Here is a 22027-nt window from a genome sequence, read left to right as displayed (position 1 = left end):
ATCCATTACAAGGAGTCATTCATGACCAAGACTGTTATCACCAGCGACAAGGCCCCGGCCGCCATCGGTACTTACTCCCAGGCGATCAAGGCTGGCAACACCGTTTACATGTCGGGTCAGATTCCTCTGGACCCAAAAACCATGGAACTGGTCGAAGGCTTCGAAGCCCAGACCGTCCAGGTGTTCGAGAACCTCAAGGCCGTGGCTGAAGCCGCTGGCGGTTCGTTCAAGGACATCGTCAAGCTGAACATCTTCCTCACCGACCTGAGCCACTTCGCCAAGGTCAACGAGATCATGGGCAAGTACTTCGACCAGCCTTACCCTGCCCGCGCCGCCATCGGCGTAGCAGCCCTGCCAAAGGGTTCGCAGGTTGAAATGGATGCCATCCTGGTCATCGAGTAATCCGTGCGGCGCAGCCTCGGGCTGCGCCGACTGCTCTGCTGTAAAGAAAGCTTGAAAGGATTCCACCATGCGCAACGCGCTTGCTCTCTCGCTGCTCGCCCTGTTCCTGGGCGGATGTGCCAGCAACCCTGCCGATCGTGATATCAGCGGCACCTGGATCAACCAGGTGGCGATCGATGCTGCAGCCAAAGGCGTCCCCCTGCGTGAAGCGCTCCAGGCCTATGGCCCGAACCTGGAATGGGACATCAACACCAAGGCCAGCCAGGCCCGCTACACCAACGGTTTTGAAAACGTCGAAGGCAAGCTGCTGGGTGAAGAATCCGGCGCCTGGAAAGTCGACTTTTATGGCAGCTCGGCCAGCGAACTGAAGCGTGACGGCAAGCAACTGAGCCAGTCTGCCAGCGACAACGAGCCCGAGCAGGTTTTCGATCGCGCCGCGACTCCGGTACCGGATGGCGCTCCGATCGGTGCCAGTTTCGAGCGCGCACTGTATTCAGCGTACATGGGCGGTGGCTGGACAATCGTCAGCGGCCCCGGAGAAGGCAGCACGGTTCAATTCCAGGCCGACGGCCAGGTGAGCGGCCTGCCAGGCAGCGATCGTTATGCGTTGTGCCTGGCCGGCGATTGCGCATCCATGAGCGGCGGCAATGACAACATGTGGCTGCAACTCAATGGCCAGGGCAACGCCTGGATCTTTGCGCGCAAGGGCAAAGAGCTGGAGATTTTCCAAGCCGTGAACACGGCACAGGCGGACGAGATGCCCTCGTTCACCCCGGGCGAGCGCAAGTGGTTGCTGGAAAAGCAGTAACCCTGATCTGACTGCAAAGAAGATTTAATGTGGGAGCGGGCTTGCTCGCGAAAGCGGTGTATCAGTCGACATCAACGTTGAATGATAAATAGCCTTCGCGAGCAAGCCCGCTCCCACATTTTGGTTTCTGGTGACTGAAAGTCAGCAGCGGCCTTCTAGAATCGCCGCATACCCCTCGCGGAAGCTTGGATAATTCGGCGCCCAGCCCAAGGCTTTGGCCCGCGCATTAGTGCAACGCTTGCTGCCGGTGCGACGTACGCTGGCGTCGTCGTCCCACTCGGTCACGCCCAGATACCCGCGCAACCAGTTCACCACATCGGCCAGCGCCGCCGGTTCGTCATCGACGCCGATGTAGACATCATCCAGTGCCACCCCACGCCGATCCGCCTCAAGCAGGCACGCCATCAACCCTGCGGCATCGTCCGCATGAATCCGATTGGCATACAACGGTGGCTCGACCGCCACGCGATAACCCCGGCGTACCTGCGTCAGCAGCCATTCACGGCCGGGGCCGTAAATGCCGGTCAAGCGCACGATACTGGCCGGAATGCCGCTTTTAAGGGCAAGTTGCTCGGCTTCGAGCATCACACGTCCGGAATAGCCCGCCGCCACGGCTGGCGAAGCCTCGTCGACCCATTCGCCATCCTGCTGTCCGTAAACACTGCTGCTGGAAACGAACAACAGGCGGTTGGGCACCTGTCCGTAGTCGTTCAGCCACTCCAGCACATGCTCCAGGCCCTGGACATAGGCAGCACGGTAACCGGCTTCATCGTGATCGGTGGCCGCCGCGCAATACACCAGGTAATCCACGGCACCGACCGGCCAGGTGTCCGGGCAGTCTTTGTTGAACAAGTCACCGGCAACGCCGATGACGCCCACGGGCAGACGTGAAACGTCGCGCCGCATACCCTGGACCTCCCACCCTGCCGCCAGCAGTTGTGTAGCCAGGCGGCTGCCGACATCACCGCAGCCGGCGATCAAAACAGTAGGCGCAGACATCAGAAAACTCCCATCGCAAAGCCACAGACTAGCGCCGGCCATAGACAGGCGGCTAGCAATGCAGGAAAAAAAGAGACGCTATTACTTCTGTTAACAAGAATTACTTGCAATAATGCGCCCCACTTTTGTTCTCGGCCTTTCGAGGCCTGGAAGAACATCACCCGTTTATTCTCTCAGGTCCGGCCAGCATGACACGCAATCAATTCCCCGCTTCGCCAACCAAACGACCTCGCGCCTGGAGCGCGGTGGCCGCCCTGCTGCTCAGCCTGATGCTGGCACCGGTTGCCGCTTTCGCTGACGCCCAGGCGCCGGCCACTCCAGCTGTCGCAGCCGCCGCTCCTGCCGACCACACAGTCCCGGCCGTGGCGCCTGCCGCCACCGACCCGGCCCAGGCTGCGGACACCCTTGGCGAAGACGTTCCTGAGGTCCTCGAAGCCGACAACACGCTGGGCATGGCCCATGACCTGTCGCCGTGGGGCATGTACAAGAATGCCGACATCATCGTGAAAATCGTGATGATCGGCCTGGCCATCGCCTCGATCATCACCTGGACCATCTGGATCGCCAAGGGTCTTGAGTTGATGGGCGCCAAACGTCGTCTGCGCGGTGAAATCGCCCAACTGAAAAAATCCGCGTCCCTCAAGGAAGCCAGTGCCACAGCGGCAAAGGAAGGCACTCTGGCCAACCTGCTGGTCCATGACGCCCTCGAAGAGATGCGCCTGTCGGTCAACAGCCGTGAGAAAGAAGGCATCAAGGAACGCGTCAGCTTCCGTCTTGAGCGCCTGGTCGCGGCCTGCGGTCGCAACATGAGCAGCGGCACCGGCGTACTGGCGACCATCGGTTCCACCGCACCGTTCGTCGGCCTGTTCGGTACCGTGTGGGGCATCATGAACAGCTTCATCGGCATCGCCAAAACCCAGACCACCAACCTCGCCGTCGTGGCTCCCGGCATCGCCGAAGCCCTTCTGGCGACCGCGCTGGGTCTGGTCGCGGCGATTCCTGCGGTGGTGATCTACAACGTGTTCGCCCGCTCCATCGCCGGCTACAAGGCGCAGGTGTCCGATGCTTCGGCGCAAGTCCTGCTGCTGGTCAGCCGCGACCTCGATCACCAGCCTGAGCGCAGCTCGCAACCGCACATGGTGAAAGTGGGGTAATCGGCCATGGGCCTGCATTTGAAAGAAGGGGCAGACGACGATCTGTCCGAAAACCACGAAATCAACGTCACGCCGTTCATCGACGTGATGCTGGTGCTGTTGATCATCTTTATGGTGGCGGCGCCGCTGGCCACCGTGGACATCAAGGTCGACCTGCCCGCCTCCACCGCCAAACCGGCACCGCGGCCAGAAAAACCGGTGTTCCTCAGCGTCAAGGCTGACCAACGCCTGTTCCTCGGTGAAGACGAAGTGAAGGCTGAAGCACTCGGCGCCACGCTCGACGCCAGGACCCAGGGCAAGAAAGACACGACGATCTTCTTCCAGGCCGACAAAGGCGTGGATTACGGCGACCTGATGAGCGTGATGGATAACCTGCGCTCGGCGGGTTACCTGAAGGTCGGTCTGGTCGGTCTCGAGTCGGCAGTCAAGAAATGATCACGACGCGCCATAAGCTGACGCGTTACAGCGGTAGCCTGGCCGTGGTGCTGGGCGTTCACGCGCTGGCCATTGCACTGGCGCTGAACTGGTCCACCCGTCCGCCCATCGAATTGCCCCCTCAGGCAATGCTGGTCGAACTGGCACCGGTTCCTGCCCCGCCACCGCCTGCTCCGCCGAAGGTCGTCACCCCTGTGCAGCCACCGGCTCCGGTTGAAGAACTGCCGATACCCAAGCTCGCTGAAGCGCCGAAGGCTGAAATTGCCGTGCCCAAGCCCGTCAAGCCAAAGCCGAAGCCGCAGCCGCCCAAGCCGGTAGAGAAGAAACCCGAACCGCCGAAGGAAAAACCGGCCGAAGAAAAACCGGCCGAAACGCAACAGACTCAGGCGCCAACGGAGAAATCCGCCCAGCCTGCCCCGGGTCCGTCGCCGGCTCAACTGGCAGCCAAGGCCAGCTGGCAAGGCACGCTGCTGGCACACCTGCAGAAGTACAAAAAGTACCCTGCCAGTGCACAGGCGCGGGGCAAGGAAGGGATGAACCGTCTGCGTTTCGTCGTGGATGCCGAAGGCAATGTGTTGTCGTTTGAGCTGGTAGGCGCCTCGGGCACTGCCGATCTGGACCGGGCCACCCTGGAAATGATCCGCCGCGCTCAACCGCTGCCCAAGCCACCGGCCGACATGCTGACCAATGGCTCCATCGAAATCGTTGCACCGTTTGTGTATTCGCTGGAAAAACGCCGGCGGTAAACACCGCCGAACCCCTGTAGGAGCGAGCTCGCTCGCGAATGAGGCGAACGATAACGCTTGAAGCCTGACACCCCACGGCGGTCTCAGGTTTTTCGCGAGCAAGCTCGCTCCTACGTCTGATAACGTGCGTCTATCGATTGCAGCCGGTATGCTTGGCCCGCAACTTCATGGACGCTTGCTATGACCCTCACAGAATTACGCTACATCGTTACCCTCGCCCAAGAGCAGCACTTCGGCCACGCGGCCGAGCGTTGCCACGTCAGCCAGCCGACCCTTTCGGTGGGCGTGAAAAAGCTTGAAGACGAACTCGGTGTGCTGATTTTCGAGCGCAGCAAAAGCGCCGTGCGCCTGACGCCGGTCGGCGAAGGCATCGTGGCCCAGGCTCAAAAGGTACTGGAACAGGCCCAGGGCATCCGCGAACTGGCCCAGGCCGGCAAGAACCAGCTGACCGCCCCGCTGAAAGTCGGCGCGATCTATACCGTCGGGCCATACCTGTTCCCGCACCTGATTCCGCAACTGCACCGGGTAGCCCCGCAGATGCCGTTGTACATCGAAGAAAACTTCACCCACGTGCTGCGCGACAAACTGCGTAACGGCGAACTCGATGCGATCATCATCGCCCTGCCGTTCAGCGAAGCCGATGTGCTGACCCTGCAACTCTACGACGAGCCGTTCTACGTGCTGATGCCGGCCCAGCACCCGTGGACGCAAAAAGAGTCCATCGACGCCAACCTGCTCAACGACAAGAGCCTGCTGCTGCTCGGCGAAGGTCACTGCTTCCGCGACCAGGTGCTGGAAGCCTGCCCGACCCTGACCAAAGGCAACGACGGCGCCAAGCACACCACGGTGGAATCCAGCTCCCTGGAAACCATTCGCCACATGGTCGCGTCCGGCCTTGGCATTTCGATCCTGCCGTTGTCCGCGGTCGACAGCCATCACTACGCCCCTGGCGTGATCGAAGTGCGCCCGTTGTCGGCACCCGTACCGTTCCGCACTGTGGCCATTGCCTGGCGCGCCAGCTTCCCGCGCCCGAAAGCGATTGAAATCCTCGCCGACTCCATTCGCCTGTGCTCGGTGGCCAAGCCAGCGGCGCAAGCCGCTGTGGGCTAAGCAACGGTCATGAGCGAGTTGTCGCAAGTGTCGGTGACGGCACTCAAGGGTGTCGGTGAAGCCATGGCCGAGAAACTGGCCAAGGTCGGTCTGGAAAATCTCCAGGACGTATTGTTTCACCTGCCCCTGCGCTATCAGGATCGCACCCGCGTGGTCCCGATCGGCGCGTTGCGACCCGGTCAGGATGCGGTCATTGAAGGCACCGTCAGCGGCGCTGATGTGGTCATGGGGCGCCGGCGCAGCCTCGTGGTTCGATTGCAGGATGGTACCGGGGGCTTGAGCCTGCGCTTCTACCATTTCAGCAACGCGCAGAAAGAAGGCCTCAAACGCGGCACGCGGATTCGCTGCTACGGCGAAGCGCGGCCCGGTGCTTCGGGGCTGGAGATCTACCACCCGGAATACCGCGCCATCAACGGCGACGAGCCGCCGCCCGTGGATGAAACCCTGACCCCGGTGTACCCGCTCACCGAAGGCCTGACCCAACAGCGCTTGCGCCAGTTGTGCATGCAGACCCTCACCCTGCTCGGCCCGAGCAGCCTGCCCGACTGGCTGCCGAACGAACTGGCCCGGGACTACCAACTGGCGCCGCTGGCCGATGCGATTCGCTACCTGCACAACCCGCCCGCCGATGCCGACGTCGATGAACTGGCCCTCGGTCACCACTGGGCGCAACACCGCCTGGCCTTCGAAGAACTGTTGACCCATCAACTGTCGCAACAGCGCCTGCGCGAAAGCATGCGCGCCCTGCGTGCGCCAGCGATGCCCAAGGCAACGAAGCTGCCAGCCAAATACCTGGCCAACCTCGGCTTCAACCCGACCGGCGCCCAGCAACGGGTCGGCAACGAAATCGCTTACGACCTCAGCCAGCACGAACCGATGCTGCGGCTGATCCAGGGTGACGTCGGCGCCGGTAAAACCGTGGTCGCCGCACTCGCCGCGCTGCAAGCGCTGGAGGCCGGTCATCAAGTGGCCCTGATGGCGCCCACCGAGATTCTCGCCGAGCAGCACTTCATCACCTTCAAGCGCTGGCTCGAACCGCTGGGCATCGAAGTCGCGTGGCTCGCCGGCAAGCTCAAGGGCAAGAACCGCACGGCCGCGCTGGAGCAAATCGCCAACGGCACGCCGATGGTGGTTGGCACTCATGCGCTGTTCCAGGATGAAGTGCAATTCCAGAACCTGGCGCTGGTGATCATCGACGAACAGCACCGCTTCGGCGTGCAGCAGCGCCTGGCCTTACGGCAGAAGGGTGTTGGCGGACGCATGTGCCCGCACCAGTTGATCATGACCGCCACGCCGATTCCGCGCACGCTGGCCATGAGCGCCTACGCCGATCTCGACACCTCGATCCTCGACGAATTGCCTCCCGGCCGAACGCCGGTGAACACCGTGCTGATCACCGATACCCGACGGGTCGAAGTCATCGAGCGGGTACGCAGCGCTTGCGCCGAAGGGCGTCAGGCCTATTGGGTTTGCACCCTGATCGAAGAGTCGGAAGAGTTGACCTGCCAGGCCGCCGAAACCACCTTTGAGGACCTCACCGCCGCCCTCGGCGAGCTGAAGGTCGGGCTGATCCACGGCCGTATGAAGCCTGCGGAAAAAGCCGCGGTAATGGCCGAATTCAAGGCCGGCAACCTGCAACTGCTGGTCGCGACCACGGTGATCGAAGTGGGTGTCGACGTGCCCAACGCCAGTTTAATGATCATCGAGAACCCCGAGCGCCTGGGCCTGGCGCAACTGCACCAGTTGCGCGGCCGCGTAGGCCGGGGCAGTGCAGTCAGCCATTGCGTGCTGCTCTACCATCCGCCGCTGTCGCAGATCGGTCGTCAACGACTGGGTATCATGCGCGAAACAAACGACGGCTTTGTCATCGCCGAAAAAGACCTGGAACTGCGCGGCCCCGGCGAAATGCTCGGCACGCGCCAGACCGGCCTGCTTCAATTCAAGGTCGCCGACTTGATGCGCGATGCCGATTTGCTGCCCGCCGTGCGGGATGCTGCCCAGGCTTTGCTCGAGCGCTGGCCGACCCACGTCAGCCCGCTACTCGATCGATGGCTGCGTCATGGCCAACAATACGGCCAGGTGTGACAACCTTCACGGTTTCTGAGGCGTGGCCCCAAGCAAGCTGGTTATACTCCCGCAATTGTTTAAGTACGGATACAGACCATGACCGAAGTTGCCTTCGCACCCGACGCCCCGCACGCTCCGTCGGTTATTCGGCTGATGCTGGGCAAGTTGGGCATTGCCTACGAAGAAGTGCTGGACCATCACGGCCTGAATGCCGCGCGCAAAGTGCAGGCCGTTCTGCTGGATGACAGTGTCGGCGCGTTGATGGTGCTGTTTGCGCAGAGCCAATTGCTGGACCTCAATCGCCTCACTGAACTCACCGGTCGCCGCCTCACCGCCGTACCCACCGAACGCCTGACAAAAATGCTCGGCAAGCACAACCTCAGCTTGCTGCCGGGTCTGCCGGCGCTGACCAGTTCACCGTGCCTGTACGACGAAAGCCTGCTGCGCGAGCCGAAGTTGCTGATCAACTCCGGTGAGCCGGGCGTGCTGCTGGAAATCTCCAGCGAAGACTTCAAGACGACCATGCTGACCAAGGCCAGCGCCGCCAACTTCGGCGAAAACCTGACCAGCATTCGTCCCAACCTCGACCGCCCCGATGACGACCGCGAGGAAATCACCCAGGCCGTCCAGGCGTTCACCGCGCGGCGCATCCAGCAACGTCTGGAAGCGACCATCGAGATTCCGCCGCTGGCCGAAACCGCGCAAAAAATCATCAAACTGCGCGTCGACCCCAACGCCACCATCGACGACATCACCAGCGTGGTCGAAACCGACCCGGCGCTGGCCGCACAAGTGGTGAGCTGGGCGGGATCGCCGTACTACGCCTCGCCGGGCAAGATCCGTTCGGTGGAAGACGCCATCGTGCGCGTGCTGGGCTTCGACCTGGTGATCAACCTCGCACTGGGCCTGGCCTTGGGTAAAACCCTGAGCCTGCCCAAGGACCACCCGCAACACTCCACGCCGTACTGGCAGCAATCGATCTACACCGCCGCCGTCATCGAAGGCCTGACCCGCGCCATGCCGCGCGCCCAGCGTCCGGAAGCCGGCCTGACCTACCTGGCCGGCCTGCTGCACAACTTCGGCTACCTATTGCTGGCACACGTGTTCCCGCCGCACTTCTCGCTGATCTGCCGCCACCTGGAGGTCAACCCGCACCTGTGCCACAGCTTTGTGGAACAGCACCTGCTGGGCATCAGCCGCGAACAGATCGGCTCATGGCTGATGCGCTACTGGGACATGCCCGAAGAGCTGGCCACCGCCCTGCGCTTCCAGCACGACCCGGCCTACGACGGCGCCTACGCCGAATACCCGAACCTGGTCTGCCTGTCGGTGCGCCTGTTGCGCAGCCGTGGCATCGGCTCCGGCCCCGACGAAGACATCCCCGACGCCCTGCTCGAACGCCTTGGCCTGAGCCGCGAAAAAGCCAACGACGTCGTCAGCAAAGTCCTCGAAGCCGAAGTGCTGCTGCGCGAACTGGCTTCGCAATTCACTCAAGGCTGAAAAGCATCGCGAGCAGGCTCGCTCCCACAAGGATCACCAAAACCTTGTAGGAGCGAGCTTGCTCGCGAAAGTCGTCAACGATGACGCGTGCATCCTGGATAACCGCGGGGGGCTTGAGTTTCTCGTCGGAACGCCGCCCGGAGCAAGCTCGCTCCTACACCTTCTTCGGCTTCAAATACTTGGTCAGCCCCTGGAACCAGATCACCAGCGCCGGATTGCCCCTGATCTGAATCGACTTGTCCTGAATCCCCGTCATGAACGCCAGCTGCTTGTTCTTCGCCTGCATCGTGGCAAAGCCGTATGCGGCGTCTTTAAAGGCAATCGCAAACGCTGGCTCGGCATGCACACCCGATTGGCTGGTAATGCGCTGGTCCTTCACGCGGAAATGCCGCGCCACTTTCCCGTCCAGGGTCTGCAGCTGAAACACCAGGTCCTTGTCACCCAACTGCTGCTGAAACGCCGGATTGGTCCGGCTGGCCTTACCCATCAACAAACCCAGCATCCACAGCAGAAAACGAAATTTCATGCGCACAGCCTCAGAAGGAAAATGAACGGCGATGGCAGTGTAACGGCAAAAACATAGAACGCCACCATCCGCTTTATTTTGCAGAAGATGCTGCCGCTTTTGACGCCGATGACTACCAAGTCATTGACGAAGCTTCTACACAAGAGACTTCGCAAGGCTGTATTTTCCCCCTCGTCTACGCATTACCAGGAGCGCCGACGCCCCTTCCAGGTTAATGAGCCGTGCGCGGTGAACGCTGTCGCGTTCTTGCGCACGGCTTATGTCAGGTCACTTCATCCGTTAGCCAAAAGACCGGTTGGCCGTTACGCGGTCACCGTGTAGCGATAACTCACATTGGTCAGCCGCCCATGAATAGCCAGCATCACCTCGGACATGCCTGGTGTGTGTGTCGGCAAATGTACATAGCGCAGGTTTTCATCCAGATACGCATCTGGACTGCCCACGATTTGGACACCGCTCGGTTCATACAGGACGTCACCCGGCGTCTGGGCCTGCACAAATATTTCAGGCAGCCTGATGGGCAGCGAACTGTTTTGCGCCACATTGCCCAACTCAATAATGCCCAAGGCTTGATTGCGGATATTGATGGTGGTGGTCGAAGGCATGGCATTCAAGACGGTCAGGTCTTCAAACCCGTTGCTCTGAACCAACAGGTTTTTGAGGGCGGTCAGTCTGGCAAAGGAATCCGGCAGTTTTCCGCACAGGTTATTGTTATTGCCCACGTCAAAGCGTTCCAGTTTTGTCAGGTTGCCGATCGACTCCGGAATACCGCCTCTCATGATGCCCAGCGGCGATTGAGAACTCAGGTTCAGGTTGACCAGGCTTTCGAGATTTCCGATCCAGTCCGGAATTGATTTGAGTGCACAGTTGATGAAGTACGCCGACTTCAACTTTGCCAACGTCCCGAAGTCTTCAGGCAGACGAGTGATAACTTGGCGCTCTATCATCACGTCCTCCAAGTTGCGCAGGTTTCCAATACCTCGCAAGCTGGTGAATTTCAACGGCTCCCCGCCCAGTACTCTCAACGCCGTCACTTTATCCAGCATGTCCTGCGTTACCGTGTCTTCGATAGTCACCGGCGCGCCCGTGGCCGCTGAAATATGCACGGCCGCCACGCGCGCAAATGAAATGTCGTCAAAGAGAGCCTTGATCGGCGCCGGGATTCTCACAGGGGTAAAAGCCTTTGCCGTTGCAGTGTTCGAGGTCATGTCAGTCACCTTGCCAGTGTTTAAGGAGACTCTTTTATAAAACATCGGCCGTCCACCTTTAACTGTCATAACTGACAGTTACCAAGACCAATTTAGAATAATCTTGAGCCGAGCGACGGAGGGAACGGCATTTATCGCCCTCCCTAAAATTCAAGAAATTTTGTCGCTTCGGAAAGCGTAATTTAAATCACACTAAGCCACCGGCATGGACTGACGATCTCGAAAACGATCATTTTCGAGAAACCATCGTGAGAAAAAACGCCGCGACCATTTGAGCGAACCGGAAATGGTGACTATGACTGCCAAACAAAAATGGGCACCCAACCTTGGTTGGCGTGCCCATTTTTTATTCCGCTCCCCGCTACGCGGGTTAGGGAAAAGGATTACGGATTAACGCTATCTTTCAACGATTTCCCAGGCTTGAAAGCAACGGTGTTGCTGGCCTTGATTTTGACGGGTTCACCGGTTTGCGGGTTTTTGCCGGTGCGGGCACCGCGATGGCGTTGCAGGAAGGTGCCGAAGCCCACGAGCGTTACGCTGTCTTTGCGGTGCAGGGCACCGGTGATTTCTTCAAGAACGGCGTTGAGAACGCGGTTGGCTTGTTCTTTGGTGAGGTCTGCTTTTTCAGCAATGGCTGCGGCGAGTTCTGGTTTACGCATATGAGTGAAGCCCCTTTGACGGTTTGTTGTTGTTATGTCCGTGCTGCCCTCTGCGGAGCAGCGCCAAAAGCGCCGCAGGTGCTCTACTCTGCGGCAGACGGGAGTGAGGATGGCACGCAGTGAGGCCCCGCGCCAGTATCGGCGCGGCCTTTGTTAGGGCAAAAGGGGGGTGATTCCGACAGAACGCCCGGTATTTATGCCAGCAGGGCCGGAAGCTCTTTGTTCAGGGCCAGTTTTTCCATCACGGCGGCACCGGTGAGTGCATAACCGAGCAGTTTGCCCGCGGCATCGCGGCATAAAACCTTGATGTCGGCACCCTGCCCTTCGACTGTCCAGATGCCTTCTGCGCCCCGTGGTGGCGGGGACACCACCAACGGGCACACCGGCGTTTTGACGGTGATCGGCATCGGGCCATAGGTGACGGCGGTCGGGTTGCCGGCCAGGGTTTGCGCCAGCGCTCGCGCACAGCTCATCAGGGGCATGACGTACAGCAGATTCAGCCCGTCGACCTCGGCGCAGTCGCCCAGGGCGTAGATGTTGGCGTGGGAGGTTTTCAGGTGCCGGTCGACCATGACGCCGCGGTTGACCTGCAGACCGGCCGCCGCCGCGAGATCAACGCGTGGGCGTAGGCCAATGGCCGAAACCACCACGTCGCACGGGATCACCTGGCCATCGGAGAGGTGCGCTTCCAGGCCATCCGCCACGCGCTGCAGGCGGTTGAGCACCGGCCCGAGGTGGAAGCGCGCGCCGAGGCTTTCGAGGCCAGCCTGCACCGCAGCCGCGGCCGCCGGGTGCAACAGGGTCGGCATGACTTGTTCGCACGGCGCAACCAGTTGCACTTCGTAGCCGCCCAGGGTCAGGTCGTTGGCGAACTCGCAGCCGATCAGGCCGGCGCCAAGCAGCAGCACACGGCGCTTGCCAGCGGCCGCCGCACGAAAGCGTGCGTAGTCTTCCAGGTCGTTGATGGGGAATACGCAATCCGCTGCGTCACCCTCAATAGGCACGCGCACGGTTTCGGCGCCCCAGGCCAGGATCAGGTCGCGGTAGATCACCGCTTCTTCACCAATCCACAGGCGTTTGTGGCCCGGGTCGATGCCGCTGATGCGCGTGTGGGTACGTATTTCGGCCTTGAGTTGTTCCGCCATGGCGCCGGGTTCGGCCATGCTCAGGCCGTCGGCATCCTTGTTTTTGCCGAAACCGGTGGAGAGCATCGGCTTGGAGTAGGAGCGCCCGTCATCGGCGGTAATCAGCAGCAGCGGGGTTTCGCTATCGAGTTTGCGAAACTCGCGGGCGACGTTGTAGCCAGCCAGGCCGGTTCCCACGATGACTACAGGTGCGTTCATTCCTTACTCCTCAATTGTTCAGGCAGCGATTTCGATCATTTCAAAATCCATTTTGCCCACACCGCAGTCCGGGCACAGCCAGTCTGCCGGGACGTCTTCCCAACGGGTGCCCGGCGCAATGCCGTCATCCGGCCAACCGTCGGCTTCGTTGTAGATCAGGCCGCAGACGATACATTGCCACTTTTTCATCAGGTACTTCCTCAGGGTTCAGGCGTTTTGCCGGTCGGACGGTCGATGGTTGTAGCACTGCCGTCCAACTCAGCGCGTTTTGTACTGATCGGGACCGTCAGATGCAAGCCTGTTCGGCGCAACGGTGGGCCATTTCAATCGATATCAGCGGCTGACATGTTAAGCTCGCCGCCTCATTTGCTGCCAATAATGACTCATTGTGCATCACACAGAATCCCCCTCTCCAGCTCCTCTCTGGCTCTCGCGCAGCGAACTGGCGCCCCTCCCCGATGCTTCCACCCTCGACTGGCTGTTCGACGAAGGCTCGCTGACCAGACGTCTGATTCATCTGTCGAATGATGCTTTCAGCGTCTCGCCAATGTTCGAAGGCTGGCAGCCTTTGCGCGCCGACGAATGCGTCGCGCTGGACCTGGCCGAAGGCAGTGAGGGCTGGGTGCGTGAGGTGTATTTGCGCGGTCATGGCGAGGCGTGGGTGTTTGCGCGCAGCGTGGCGTCACGCAGTGCATTGCAAGGCGACGGCTTGCACATGGACGAACTGGGTAGCCGCTCGCTCGGCGAATTGCTGTTTTGCGATCATGCCTTCCAGCGCCGGGCCATCGAGGTTTGCCATTATCCGCAAGCGTGGCTGCCCGCCGAGGCGCAGTCGCCTGAGCTGTGGGGCCGCCGTTCGCGTTTCGATCGCGGCGCCTTGAGCGTTCTGGTGGCCGAAATTTTCCTGCCGACCCTGTGGAAGGCCGCCCTCGCCCAACCGGAGAACCGCTGATGTACCAAAGCCTGCTCAAGTCATTGAACCGCTTGAATCCTCGGGCCTGGGACTTCATTCAGCTGACCCGCATGGACAAGCCGATCGGCATTTACCTGTTGCTGTGGCCGACGCTGTGGGCGCTGTGGATTGCCGGCAAGGGTTCGCCGTCCCTGGCCAATATCGTGATCTTCGTCCTTGGCGTGGTGCTGACTCGCGCCGGCGGCTGCGTGATCAACGACTGGGCGGACCGCAAGGTCGACGGGCATGTGAAGCGTACCGAGCAACGGCCACTGGTCAGCGGCAGAATCAGCTCCAAAGAGGCGCTGGTGTTCTTCGCATTGCTGATGGGCGTGAGTTTCCTGCTGGTGCTGTGCACCAATGCCGCGACAGTCTGGCTGTCATTGGGAGGTTTGGCGCTGGCGTTCAGTTACCCCTTCATGAAGCGCTACACCTATTACCCGCAAGTGGTGCTGGGTGCGGCGTTTTCGTGGGGGATGCCGATGGCCTTCACCGCAGAAACCGGTGAACTGCCGGCTGTCGCATGGCTGCTGTGGATCGCCAACCTGATGTGGACCGTGGGTTACGACACGTATTACGCGATGACCGACCGCGATGACGATCTGAAGATCGGCGTGAAATCCACGGCAATCCTGTTTGGCGAGGCCGACCGCGTGATCATCCTGACCCTGCAAGGGCTGGCACTGGGCTGCCTGTTGCTGGCGGGGTCGAAATTCGGGTTGGGGACGTGGTTCCACCTTGGCTTGCTGGTGGCCGCCGGCTGTTTTGCCTGGGAGTTCTGGTACACCCGCGACAGGGACCGTATGCGCTGCTTCAAGGCGTTTTTGCACAACCACTGGGCGGGGTTGGCGATTTTCGTCGGGATTGTGCTGGATTACGCGTTGCGTTGAAGATTTGAAAGGATCGCGGCCTTCGCCAGCTCCTGCAGAGCCACGAAGGCCGCGATCCCATGCGACAAGGCAACAGCCGTTACATATGCTCGTGAACGACGTGCCAGACGTCTTTCTTCTTGTCGCCCTTCATTTCTCCAGCTGCCTTGTCGTCCTTGTAGTAGTACAGCGGCTTGCCGCCATAGGTCCATTGCATCGTGCCATCGTCACGCTTGACGACTGACCATTTACCTTCAGCCTTGGCACCCGCCGGCGCCATCATTGGCGGCCAGTATTCGGCGCATTCGCCGTTGCACATGGACTTGCCGCCCGCGTCCTTGTCGTACGTGTACACAGTCATGCCCTTATGGTCGACCATCATGCCGTCTTTCATCATCGCCGGCTCAGCCGCGAAGGCCATGGCTGGCAAGGAAAACGCGGCCGCCAACAGCAGGGCTTTAAGGGAATACGAGTATTGCTTCATGGAAACCTTCCTCTTGTGGTTGTCAGGATCCGGACTTAGAGCTTAGTTCAGGATCCAGCCAATCGCAGGCCGACTAAAATACTGTCACACGACTGCAATAATTCCGTTATCTAATGCGGCGCAAGACAGTTAAATGACAAGAGGATTAAGGGCATGGTTGGCAGGAGCATTCTGATCGTCGACGACGAAGCGCCTATTCGCGAAATGATCGCCGTTGCGTTGGAAATGGCCGGCTATGACTGCCTGGAGGCTGAAAACTCCCAGCAGGCCCACGCCATTATCGTCGACCGCAAACCGGACCTGATCCTGCTCGACTGGATGCTGCCCGGCACATCCGGTATCGAGCTGGCCCGTCGTCTCAAGCGTGATGAACTGACCGGGGACATCCCGATCATCATGCTCACCGCCAAGGGCGAAGAGGACAACAAGATCCAGGGCCTGGAAGTCGGCGCTGACGACTACATCACCAAACCGTTTTCCCCCCGTGAGCTGGTTGCGCGCCTGAAGGCCGTGCTGCGCCGTGCCGGCCCTACCGATGGCGAAGCACCGATCGAAGTCGGCGGCCTGCTGCTGGACCCGATCAGCCACCGCGTGACCATCGACGGCCGTCCTGCCGAGATGGGCCCGACCGAATACCGCCTGCTGCAATTCTTCATGACCCACCAGGAGCGCGCCTACACGCGTGGCCAGTTGCTGGATCAGGTCTGGGGCGGCAACGTCTATGTCGAAGAACGTACCGTCGACGTGCACATTCGACGCCTGCGCAAAGCCCTCGGCGACGCTTATGAAAATCTGGTACAAACCGTGCGCGGCACCGGTTACCGCTTTTCTACCAAAGCCTGACCCGGACCTTTACCGCCCGACAAGCTGACAAGGACGCGCGTCAAGTGAACCAAAACTGGCATGGCACCCTGATTCGCCACATGCTGCTGCTGGTCACCGCCTGCCTGGTGATCGGCCTGATCACCGGCTATTACGGCTGGAGCCTTGCTGCAGGCCTGGGTCTTTACCTGGCCTGGACCCTCAAGCAGTTGCTGCGATTGCACGAGTGGCTGCGCCTGCACAAACCCGATGAAGCACCACCCGACGGCTACGGCCTGTGGGGCGAGGTGTTCGACAGCATCTACCACCTGCAACGCCGTGACCAACGGGTACGCGGACGCCTGCAAGCGGTGATCGACCGGGTTCAGGAGTCCACCGCCGCGCTGAAAGACGCGGTGATCATGCTCGACACCGACGGCAACCTGGAATGGTGGAACCGCGCCGCCGAAACCCTGTTGGGCCTCAAGACGCCACAGGACAGCGGCCAACCGGTGACCAACCTGGTGCGTCATCCGCGCTTCAAGGAATATTTCGAGCAAGAGAGCTACGCCGAACCGCTGGAAATCCCTTCGCCGACCAACGACCGTGTACGCATCCAGCTGTACATCACCCGTTACGGCAACAACGAGCACTTGATGCTGGTGCGCGATGTGACACGCATCCATCAGCTGGAACAGATGCGCAAAGACTTCATCGCCAACGTTTCCCATGAACTGCGCACACCGTTGACGGTGATCTGCGGTTACCTGGAAACCTTGCTCGATAACGTCGACGAGGTAAACCCGCGCTGGGGCCGTGCCTTGCAGCAGATGCAGCAACAAGGCGGACGCATGCAGACCCTGCTCAACGATCTGTTGCTGCTGGCCAAGCTGGAAGCCACCGATTACCCGTCGGACAACCAGCCGGTGCCGATCGACAGCCTGCTGCAATCGATCAAGAGCGACGCGCAGCAACTGTCCGGCCAGAAAAACCAGAAAATCACCCTGGAGGCCGACCCGACGATTCTGCTCAAGGGCAGCGAGGCGGAGTTACGCAGCGCGTTTTCCAACCTGGTGTTCAACGCGGTGAAATACACCCCGGCCGAAGGCAACATCCGCATTCGCTGGTGGGGCGATGATCAAGGTGCGCACCTGAGCGTGCAGGATTCCGGGATCGGCATCGATGCCAAGCACCTGCCGCGACTGACCGAACGCTTCTATCGCGTCGACTCCAGCCGCAATTCCAACACCGGGGGCACCGGCCTCGGACTGGCGATCGTCAAACACGTTTTGTTACGACATCGGGCCCGAATGGAAATCAGCAGCGTACCGGGCCACGGCAGTACTTTTACCTGCCACTTTGCCCCGGCCCAGGTCACCAAATCACGGGTCATCAGCACCGCCGACTGATACCGGCCAGCACTCACCACTAGGCAATCACTCAGTCAGCCGCTACATTGGCTGACTTGTGCCTGCCTTTTCAGGCGCGATTTCTACTTCCCTTTCGAATACACGGAACCCGCAAAACTCCATCATGGACCCTTCCCCTGGCTTGACCCTCGCTACAATTTTCGCCGACTTCGGCATGATTCTTTTTGCTCTGATCCTGGTTTTGCTCAACGGATTCTTCGTTGCGGCGGAATTTGCCATGGTCAAGTTGCGCTCGACCCGGGTCGAGGCCATCGCTGATAAAAACGGCTGGCGCGGGCACATCCTGCGCACCGTGCACAGTCAGCTCGATGCTTACCTGTCGGCGTGCCAATTGGGTATCACCCTCGCCTCTCTCGGCCTGGGCTGGGTCGGCGAACCGGCGTTCGCGCACCTTCTGGCGCCTGTACTGAGTGCCGTTGGCGTAGATTCCGCTGAAGTGGTCAAGGCGGTTTCGTTCTTCACGGCGTTCTTCATCATTTCGTACCTGCACATCGTGGTCGGTGAGCTGGCGCCGAAATCCTGGGCGATCCGCAAACCCGAATTGCTGTCGCTGTGGACGGCGGTGCCGCTGTACCTGTTCTACTGGGCCATGTACCCGGCCATCTACCTGCTCAACGCCAGCGCCAACCAGATCCTGCGCATTGCAGGGCAAGGTGAACCCGGCCCGCATCACGAGCATCACTACAGCCGTGAAGAGCTGAAACTGATCCTGCACTCCAGCCGTGGCCAGGACCCGAGCGACCAGGGCATGCGCGTGCTGGCCTCGGCGGTGGAAATGGGCGAGCTGGAAGTGGTCGACTGGGCCAACTCCCGCGAAGACCTGGTGACCCTGGAGTACAACGCGCCGCTCAAGCAGATCCTGGCGATGTTCCGTCGCCACAAATTCAGCCGCTATCCGGTGTACGACAGTGAACGCCAGGAGTTCGTCGGCCTGCTGCACATCAAGGATCTGCTGCTGGAACTGGCGGCGCTGGACCACATTCCCGAGTCGTTCAACCTGGCCGAACTGACTCGCCCGCTGGAGCGCGTGTCGCGGCACATGCCGCTGTCGCAGTTGCTGGAGCAGTTCCGCAAGGGCGGCTCGCACTTCGCCGTGGTCGAAGAGGCCGACGGCAACATCATCGGCTACCTGACCATGGAAGACGTGCTGGAAGTGCTGGTGGGCGACATCCAGGACGAACACCGCAAGGCCGAACGCGGGATCCTCGCGTATCAGCCGGGCAAGTTGCTGGTGCGGGGCGATACGCCGCTGTTCAAGGTCGAAAGGCTGCTGGGCATCGACCTCGACCACGTCGAAGCCGAAACCCTTGCCGGGCTGGTCTATGAGAGCCTGAAGCGAGTTCCGGAAGAGGAAGAAGTGCTGGAAGTCGAAGGCCTGAGGATCATCATCAAGAAGATGAAAGGGCCGAAGATCGTTCTGGCCAAAGTGTTGATGCTGGATTAACCGGCTTATCCGGATTCGCGGCGATCCTGTGGGAGCGGGCTTGCCCGCGATGGCGTCAGACCAGACAACGCATCACTGCTTGCCCAACGCAAAGTTGGGCAGCGCGCTTACCGGCTGGTTGAACTGGTACGGAATCGACACCAGCCCCAGCCCGGTATTGCGCTGCACCACGAAGTGCAAATGCGGCCCGGTGCTGTTGCCGGTGTTGCCGGACAATGCCAATGCACTGCCTACCTTTACCCGCTGGCCTTCTCGAACGCAGACCGAACCTTTCTTCAGGTGCAGGTAAACACCCATGGTCCCGTCATCGTGCAGCACCCGCACGAAATTGCCGGATGCATCGGTGCCGCGGCCGCTCTGGCGATTTTCGGTTTTCACCACCACGCCATCTCGAGCTGCAATGATCGGCGTGCCTTCGGGCATCGCAATGTCTATGGCGTATCGACTCTTGGGCCCGAAGTGGCTGTAGGGCCCATTGGCCCCCTGACTGATCCGGAACGGCCCGCCACGCCAGGGCAACGGGTACCGATAGCCCACCGTGGGTCCTGAGGGGTCGCCCAGGGAGTACTTGAACTTCGGAACGTAGGCGAGCGGCCGTCCAGCGTTGGTGGCCTTGAGCTGCGCCAGGCGAACGCTGGAGCGTAGCGGGATCACGCGCCGAATCGTCCGCCCCGGCGCCCCGCTGGCATTCTTCACCCCGGTGAAACTCAATTCGACCTCTACCGGTGCATACAGGTCATTGCGCACGTACACGCTGTGCACGCCGTTCTTCTTCATGATGACGAGGCGCACCTGGCGCTCGAGGTGCTCGACCATGCCATCGCGAAAAACGAACACATGGGCGCCTTTGCTGGGGCGGTCACTGTAGGAAACCACGCCATAGACATCTTTGGACTTGTAAATGGTCATGGCCACGGCCGAGGTGGCGACCATGAACAGGCCACATAAAAACAGCAGGCGCGTGAACATAGGCAAGGATTCTGTCGAGGGGGACTTGGGTTTGAGCCTAGCAGCTGCAATGGACCCGGATAGTCGACAGATGTTTCAGAATGGGTGTTCAGTAGATGTACGGTAACAGTGATGGCCCTTTCGCGAGCAAGCCCGCTCCCACAGGTCCAGCTAGAACCTGTGGGAGCGGCGGTGCGACGATTCGAATTGCTCGCGAAGACGGGCTGACAGGCGACGTTGCATCAAGCGCCAGGAACGAAGTGCTTCTGCGCCGTACCGCGCGCAATCAGGCGGGAGATGTAATCGAGCTTCTGCGCGTCCTGATCGACAAAGCGGAAGGTCAGTTGGAGCCAGTCGCTGTCTGGCTTCGGTTCGTGGGCCACGACGGCATGCAGATAGCCGTTGAGGCGGGCGACTTCGGCATTGTCGCCCTGCTCCAGGTCCAGCACGGCGCTGTCGAGGATCTGCGGCAGTCTCTCGGTGCGCTTCACCACCAACAGCGCTTCCTTGAGGCTCAAGGCCTTGATCACGCATTGCGCAATGCCGTTCGGCAAACGCAGTTGGCCCTGGCCACGGCCACTGGTGGGTGCCGAAGAGGCCGCAGGCGCCTTGACCGGCGGATTGTTGAGCAAGCCTCTGGACGGTGCAGGTGCAGGTGCAGGCGCGGCTGTTGGCGTGGCGACCGGAGCCTTGCCACCGGTCAAGGCGGCGAGGGAGTCGTTAGCGAATGCAGGGCTGGTTTTGGTCGCGGCTACGTTGATCAAGGCATCGAGTTTGCCGACCTTGTGCAGCGCCTGCTTGACCTTGGTGAGCAGTTGCTCGTTGGTGAACGGCTTGCTGACGTAACCGGATACCCCGGCCTGGATCGCCTGGACGACGTTCTCCTTGTCGCCACGGCTGGTCACCATCACGAAGGGCATGGTTTTGAGGTTGTCTTGCTCGCGGCACCAGGTCAGCAGTTCCAGGCCGGACATTTCCGGCATTTCCCAGTCGCACAGGACCAGGTCGAATGCTTCCTTGGCCAGCATGGCCTGGGCCTTTCTGCCATTGATTGCGTCTTCGATCCGCATGCCCGGGAAATAATTGCGCAGGCACTTTTTCACCAGGTCACGAATGAACGACGCGTCGTCCACGACCAACACACTGACCTTACTCATCCACCACCCCTTTAAAAAATCCCGGCCAGCATACCGCTTTGCTGATGGCACTTTGCCAAAAAACCTTCAGTCACGCCGGACTTTTCGTTCGCGGGTGCTGCTTTTCGAATTCGTGTGCCACAAACAAAAACGCCCGGCCAACAGGCCGGGCGCTTTACTTGGGCAACCTTACTTATCGTCAGTTTTGCCCGGAACATTAGCGCTTTCGCCACTGGTTCCTTCAACTTCTTCCTTCATGCGCTTGAGGCCCAGGTGCCGCACGTCGGTGCCGCGTACCAGGTAGATCACCAGTTCCGAGATATTGCGCGCGTGGTCGCCGATACGCTCCAGCGAACGCAGCACCCAGATAATGCTCAGAACCCGCGAGATAGAACGCGGATCTTCCATCATGTAGGTCGCCAGCTCACGCAGGGCGGTCTTGTATTCGCGGTCGATGATCTTGTCGTACTGCGCCACCGACAAGGCCAGTTCGGCGTCGAAACGGGCAAAGGCGTCCAGTGCGTCGCGGACCATGTTGCGCACCTGGTCACCGATGTGGCGCACTTCGACGTAACCGCGAGGCGCTTCGCCTTCTTCGCACAGCTGGATGGCACGACGGGCGATCTTGGTCGCCTCGTCACCGATGCGCTCCAGGTCGATCACCGATTTGGAAATGCTGATGATCAGGCGCAGGTCGGATGCCGCTGGCTGACGACGAGCCAGAATGCGCAGGCATTCCTCGTCGATGTTGCGTTCCATCTGGTTGATCTGGTCATCGATCTCGCGCACCTGCTGGGCCAGGCCGGAGTCGGCCTCGATCAGCGCGGTCACTGCGTCGTTGACCTGCTTCTCGACCAGCCCGCCCATGGCCAGGAGGTGGCTGCGCACTTCCTCAAGCTCGGCGTTGAACTGCTGGGAGATGTGATGTGTAAGGCCTTCCTTAGAAATCATTGTGTTCGCTCCGCAAAAGCGTTTAACCAAGAGCTGCAAGCTACAAGCTGCAAGC

At 60.6% G+C, this 22027-nt stretch carries 23 protein-coding genes; 13 read left to right on the top strand and 10 right to left on the bottom strand.

What is annotated here, in order from left to right; translation table 11 throughout:
- Positions 1–21: 21 nt before the first annotated feature.
- Both ACEN8Q_RS23735 and ACEN8Q_RS23730 read left to right on the top strand, forming a co-directional pair.
- Positions 22–402 (top strand): RidA family protein, encoded by a 381-nt coding sequence (locus tag ACEN8Q_RS23735; RefSeq protein WP_003229509.1) that lies wholly within the window; start codon positions 22–24, stop codon positions 400–402.
- A gap of 67 nt (positions 403–469) precedes the next feature.
- Positions 470–1210 (top strand): hypothetical protein, encoded by a 741-nt coding sequence (locus ACEN8Q_RS23730; RefSeq protein ID WP_413423321.1) that lies wholly within the window; start codon positions 470–472, stop codon positions 1208–1210.
- A 141-nt stretch (positions 1211–1351) separates the two neighbouring features.
- Here ACEN8Q_RS23730 and ACEN8Q_RS23725 read toward each other — a convergent pair whose 3' ends face one another.
- Positions 1352–2209: an NAD-dependent epimerase/dehydratase family protein gene (locus tag ACEN8Q_RS23725; RefSeq protein WP_413703813.1), complete on the bottom strand. Its 858-nt coding sequence runs from the start codon at positions 2207–2209 to the stop codon at positions 1352–1354.
- Positions 2210–2397: 188 nt separating this feature from the next.
- On the opposite strand from ACEN8Q_RS23725, the gene exbB reads away from it, so the two are divergent.
- The 6 genes from exbB (at position 2398) to ACEN8Q_RS23695 (ending at position 9221) form a co-directional block, all read left to right on the top strand.
- A complete protein-coding gene (exbB, locus tag ACEN8Q_RS23720) occupies positions 2398–3363 on the top strand; it encodes a tonB-system energizer ExbB (protein WP_413423317.1) in 966 nt (321 codons plus the stop codon).
- A gap of 6 nt (positions 3364–3369) precedes the next feature.
- Positions 3370–3798, top strand: a complete 429-nt coding sequence (gene exbD, locus ACEN8Q_RS23715; protein WP_103395949.1) for a TonB system transport protein ExbD — start codon at positions 3370–3372, stop codon at positions 3796–3798.
- Complete coding sequence (locus ACEN8Q_RS23710; RefSeq protein WP_057395887.1) at positions 3795–4544, top strand: energy transducer TonB; 750 nt, start codon at positions 3795–3797, stop codon at positions 4542–4544. Before exbD ends, ACEN8Q_RS23710 begins: the two co-directional genes overlap by 4 nt.
- 180 nt (positions 4545–4724) lie before the next feature.
- Positions 4725–5654, top strand: coding sequence for a hydrogen peroxide-inducible genes activator (locus ACEN8Q_RS23705; protein ID WP_057395888.1), 930 nt, complete (start codon positions 4725–4727; stop codon positions 5652–5654).
- A 9-nt stretch (positions 5655–5663) separates the two neighbouring features.
- The gene (recG, locus tag ACEN8Q_RS23700) at positions 5664–7739 is read left to right on the top strand and encodes an ATP-dependent DNA helicase RecG (RefSeq protein WP_413703812.1); all 2076 of its coding nucleotides are present in this window, start codon (positions 5664–5666) and stop codon (positions 7737–7739) included.
- 78 nt (positions 7740–7817) lie between these two features.
- Positions 7818–9221 (top strand): aminoacyl-tRNA deacylase and HDOD domain-containing protein, encoded by a 1404-nt coding sequence (locus ACEN8Q_RS23695; protein ID WP_413423313.1) that lies wholly within the window; start codon positions 7818–7820, stop codon positions 9219–9221.
- Between the two features lie 154 nt (positions 9222–9375).
- Here ACEN8Q_RS23695 and ACEN8Q_RS23690 read toward each other — a convergent pair whose 3' ends face one another.
- From ACEN8Q_RS23690 to ACEN8Q_RS23670, 5 genes are all read right to left on the bottom strand, one after another.
- A complete protein-coding gene (locus ACEN8Q_RS23690) occupies positions 9376–9747 on the bottom strand; it encodes a helicase (protein ID WP_413423311.1) in 372 nt (123 codons plus the stop codon).
- Positions 9748–10049: 302 nt separating this feature from the next.
- Positions 10050–10955, bottom strand: a complete 906-nt coding sequence (locus tag ACEN8Q_RS23685) for a leucine-rich repeat domain-containing protein (protein WP_413423309.1) — start codon at positions 10953–10955, stop codon at positions 10050–10052.
- 383 nt (positions 10956–11338) lie between these two features.
- Positions 11339–11614, bottom strand: coding sequence for an HU family DNA-binding protein (locus ACEN8Q_RS23680; RefSeq protein WP_003213368.1), 276 nt, complete (start codon positions 11612–11614; stop codon positions 11339–11341).
- 194 nt (positions 11615–11808) lie between these two features.
- Positions 11809–12957, bottom strand: coding sequence for an NAD(P)/FAD-dependent oxidoreductase (locus ACEN8Q_RS23675; protein WP_413423307.1), 1149 nt, complete (start codon positions 12955–12957; stop codon positions 11809–11811).
- A gap of 18 nt (positions 12958–12975) precedes the next feature.
- Positions 12976–13146: a rubredoxin gene (locus ACEN8Q_RS23670; RefSeq protein ID WP_007995385.1), complete on the bottom strand. Its 171-nt coding sequence runs from the start codon at positions 13144–13146 to the stop codon at positions 12976–12978.
- Between the two features lie 199 nt (positions 13147–13345).
- Between ACEN8Q_RS23670 and ACEN8Q_RS23665 the strand changes: the two genes are divergently transcribed.
- Both ACEN8Q_RS23665 and ubiA read left to right on the top strand, forming a co-directional pair.
- Entirely contained in the window at positions 13346–13909 is a 564-nt protein-coding gene (locus tag ACEN8Q_RS23665) for a chorismate--pyruvate lyase family protein (RefSeq protein ID WP_413423305.1), read from the top strand.
- Positions 13909–14799 carry a 4-hydroxybenzoate octaprenyltransferase gene (ubiA, locus tag ACEN8Q_RS23660; protein ID WP_413423303.1) on the top strand — a complete coding sequence of 297 codons (891 nt, stop codon included), beginning with the start codon at positions 13909–13911 and terminating at the stop codon, positions 14797–14799. Before ACEN8Q_RS23665 ends, ubiA begins: the two co-directional genes overlap by 1 nt.
- A 79-nt stretch (positions 14800–14878) precedes the next feature.
- Here the strand turns inward: ubiA and ACEN8Q_RS23655 are convergent, their stop codons facing one another.
- The gene (locus ACEN8Q_RS23655; RefSeq protein ID WP_413703811.1) at positions 14879–15262 is read right to left on the bottom strand and encodes a hypothetical protein; all 384 of its coding nucleotides are present in this window, start codon (positions 15260–15262) and stop codon (positions 14879–14881) included.
- Between the two features lie 153 nt (positions 15263–15415).
- Between ACEN8Q_RS23655 and phoB the strand changes: the two genes are divergently transcribed.
- The 3 genes from phoB to ACEN8Q_RS23640 all read left to right on the top strand — a co-directional run bounded on the left by phoB (position 15416) and on the right by ACEN8Q_RS23640 (position 18937).
- Positions 15416–16105 (top strand): phosphate regulon transcriptional regulator PhoB, encoded by a 690-nt coding sequence (phoB, locus tag ACEN8Q_RS23650; RefSeq protein WP_003229608.1) that lies wholly within the window; start codon positions 15416–15418, stop codon positions 16103–16105.
- Positions 16106–16185: 80 nt separating this feature from the next.
- On the top strand, positions 16186–17472 hold the full coding sequence (phoR, locus tag ACEN8Q_RS23645) for a phosphate regulon sensor histidine kinase PhoR (RefSeq protein WP_413423362.1): 1287 nt from the start codon (positions 16186–16188) through the stop codon (positions 17470–17472).
- Between the two features lie 124 nt (positions 17473–17596).
- Entirely contained in the window at positions 17597–18937 is a 1341-nt protein-coding gene (locus ACEN8Q_RS23640) for a hemolysin family protein (RefSeq protein ID WP_085716189.1), read from the top strand.
- A 72-nt stretch (positions 18938–19009) separates the two neighbouring features.
- On the opposite strand, the gene ACEN8Q_RS23635 is transcribed toward ACEN8Q_RS23640, so the two are convergent.
- From ACEN8Q_RS23635 to phoU, 3 genes are all read right to left on the bottom strand, one after another.
- Positions 19010–19906, bottom strand: a complete 897-nt coding sequence (locus tag ACEN8Q_RS23635; protein WP_413423298.1) for a peptidoglycan DD-metalloendopeptidase family protein — start codon at positions 19904–19906, stop codon at positions 19010–19012.
- Positions 19907–20127: 221 nt separating this feature from the next.
- Positions 20128–21042, bottom strand: a complete 915-nt coding sequence (locus ACEN8Q_RS23630) for a response regulator (RefSeq protein ID WP_413423296.1) — start codon at positions 21040–21042, stop codon at positions 20128–20130.
- Between the two features lie 168 nt (positions 21043–21210).
- Positions 21211–21972, bottom strand: coding sequence for a phosphate signaling complex protein PhoU (gene phoU / locus ACEN8Q_RS23625; RefSeq protein WP_046038908.1), 762 nt, complete (start codon positions 21970–21972; stop codon positions 21211–21213).
- Between the last annotated feature and the right edge of the window lie 55 nt (positions 21973–22027).

It is taken from the genome of Pseudomonas sp. Pseusp16 (genome assembly GCF_047324915.1).
GTDB lineage: Bacteria > Pseudomonadota > Gammaproteobacteria > Pseudomonadales > Pseudomonadaceae > Aquipseudomonas > Aquipseudomonas fluorescens_CD.
Note: the sequence above shows the minus strand (reverse complement) of the source record. Positions and strands in the feature narration are given on the sequence as shown.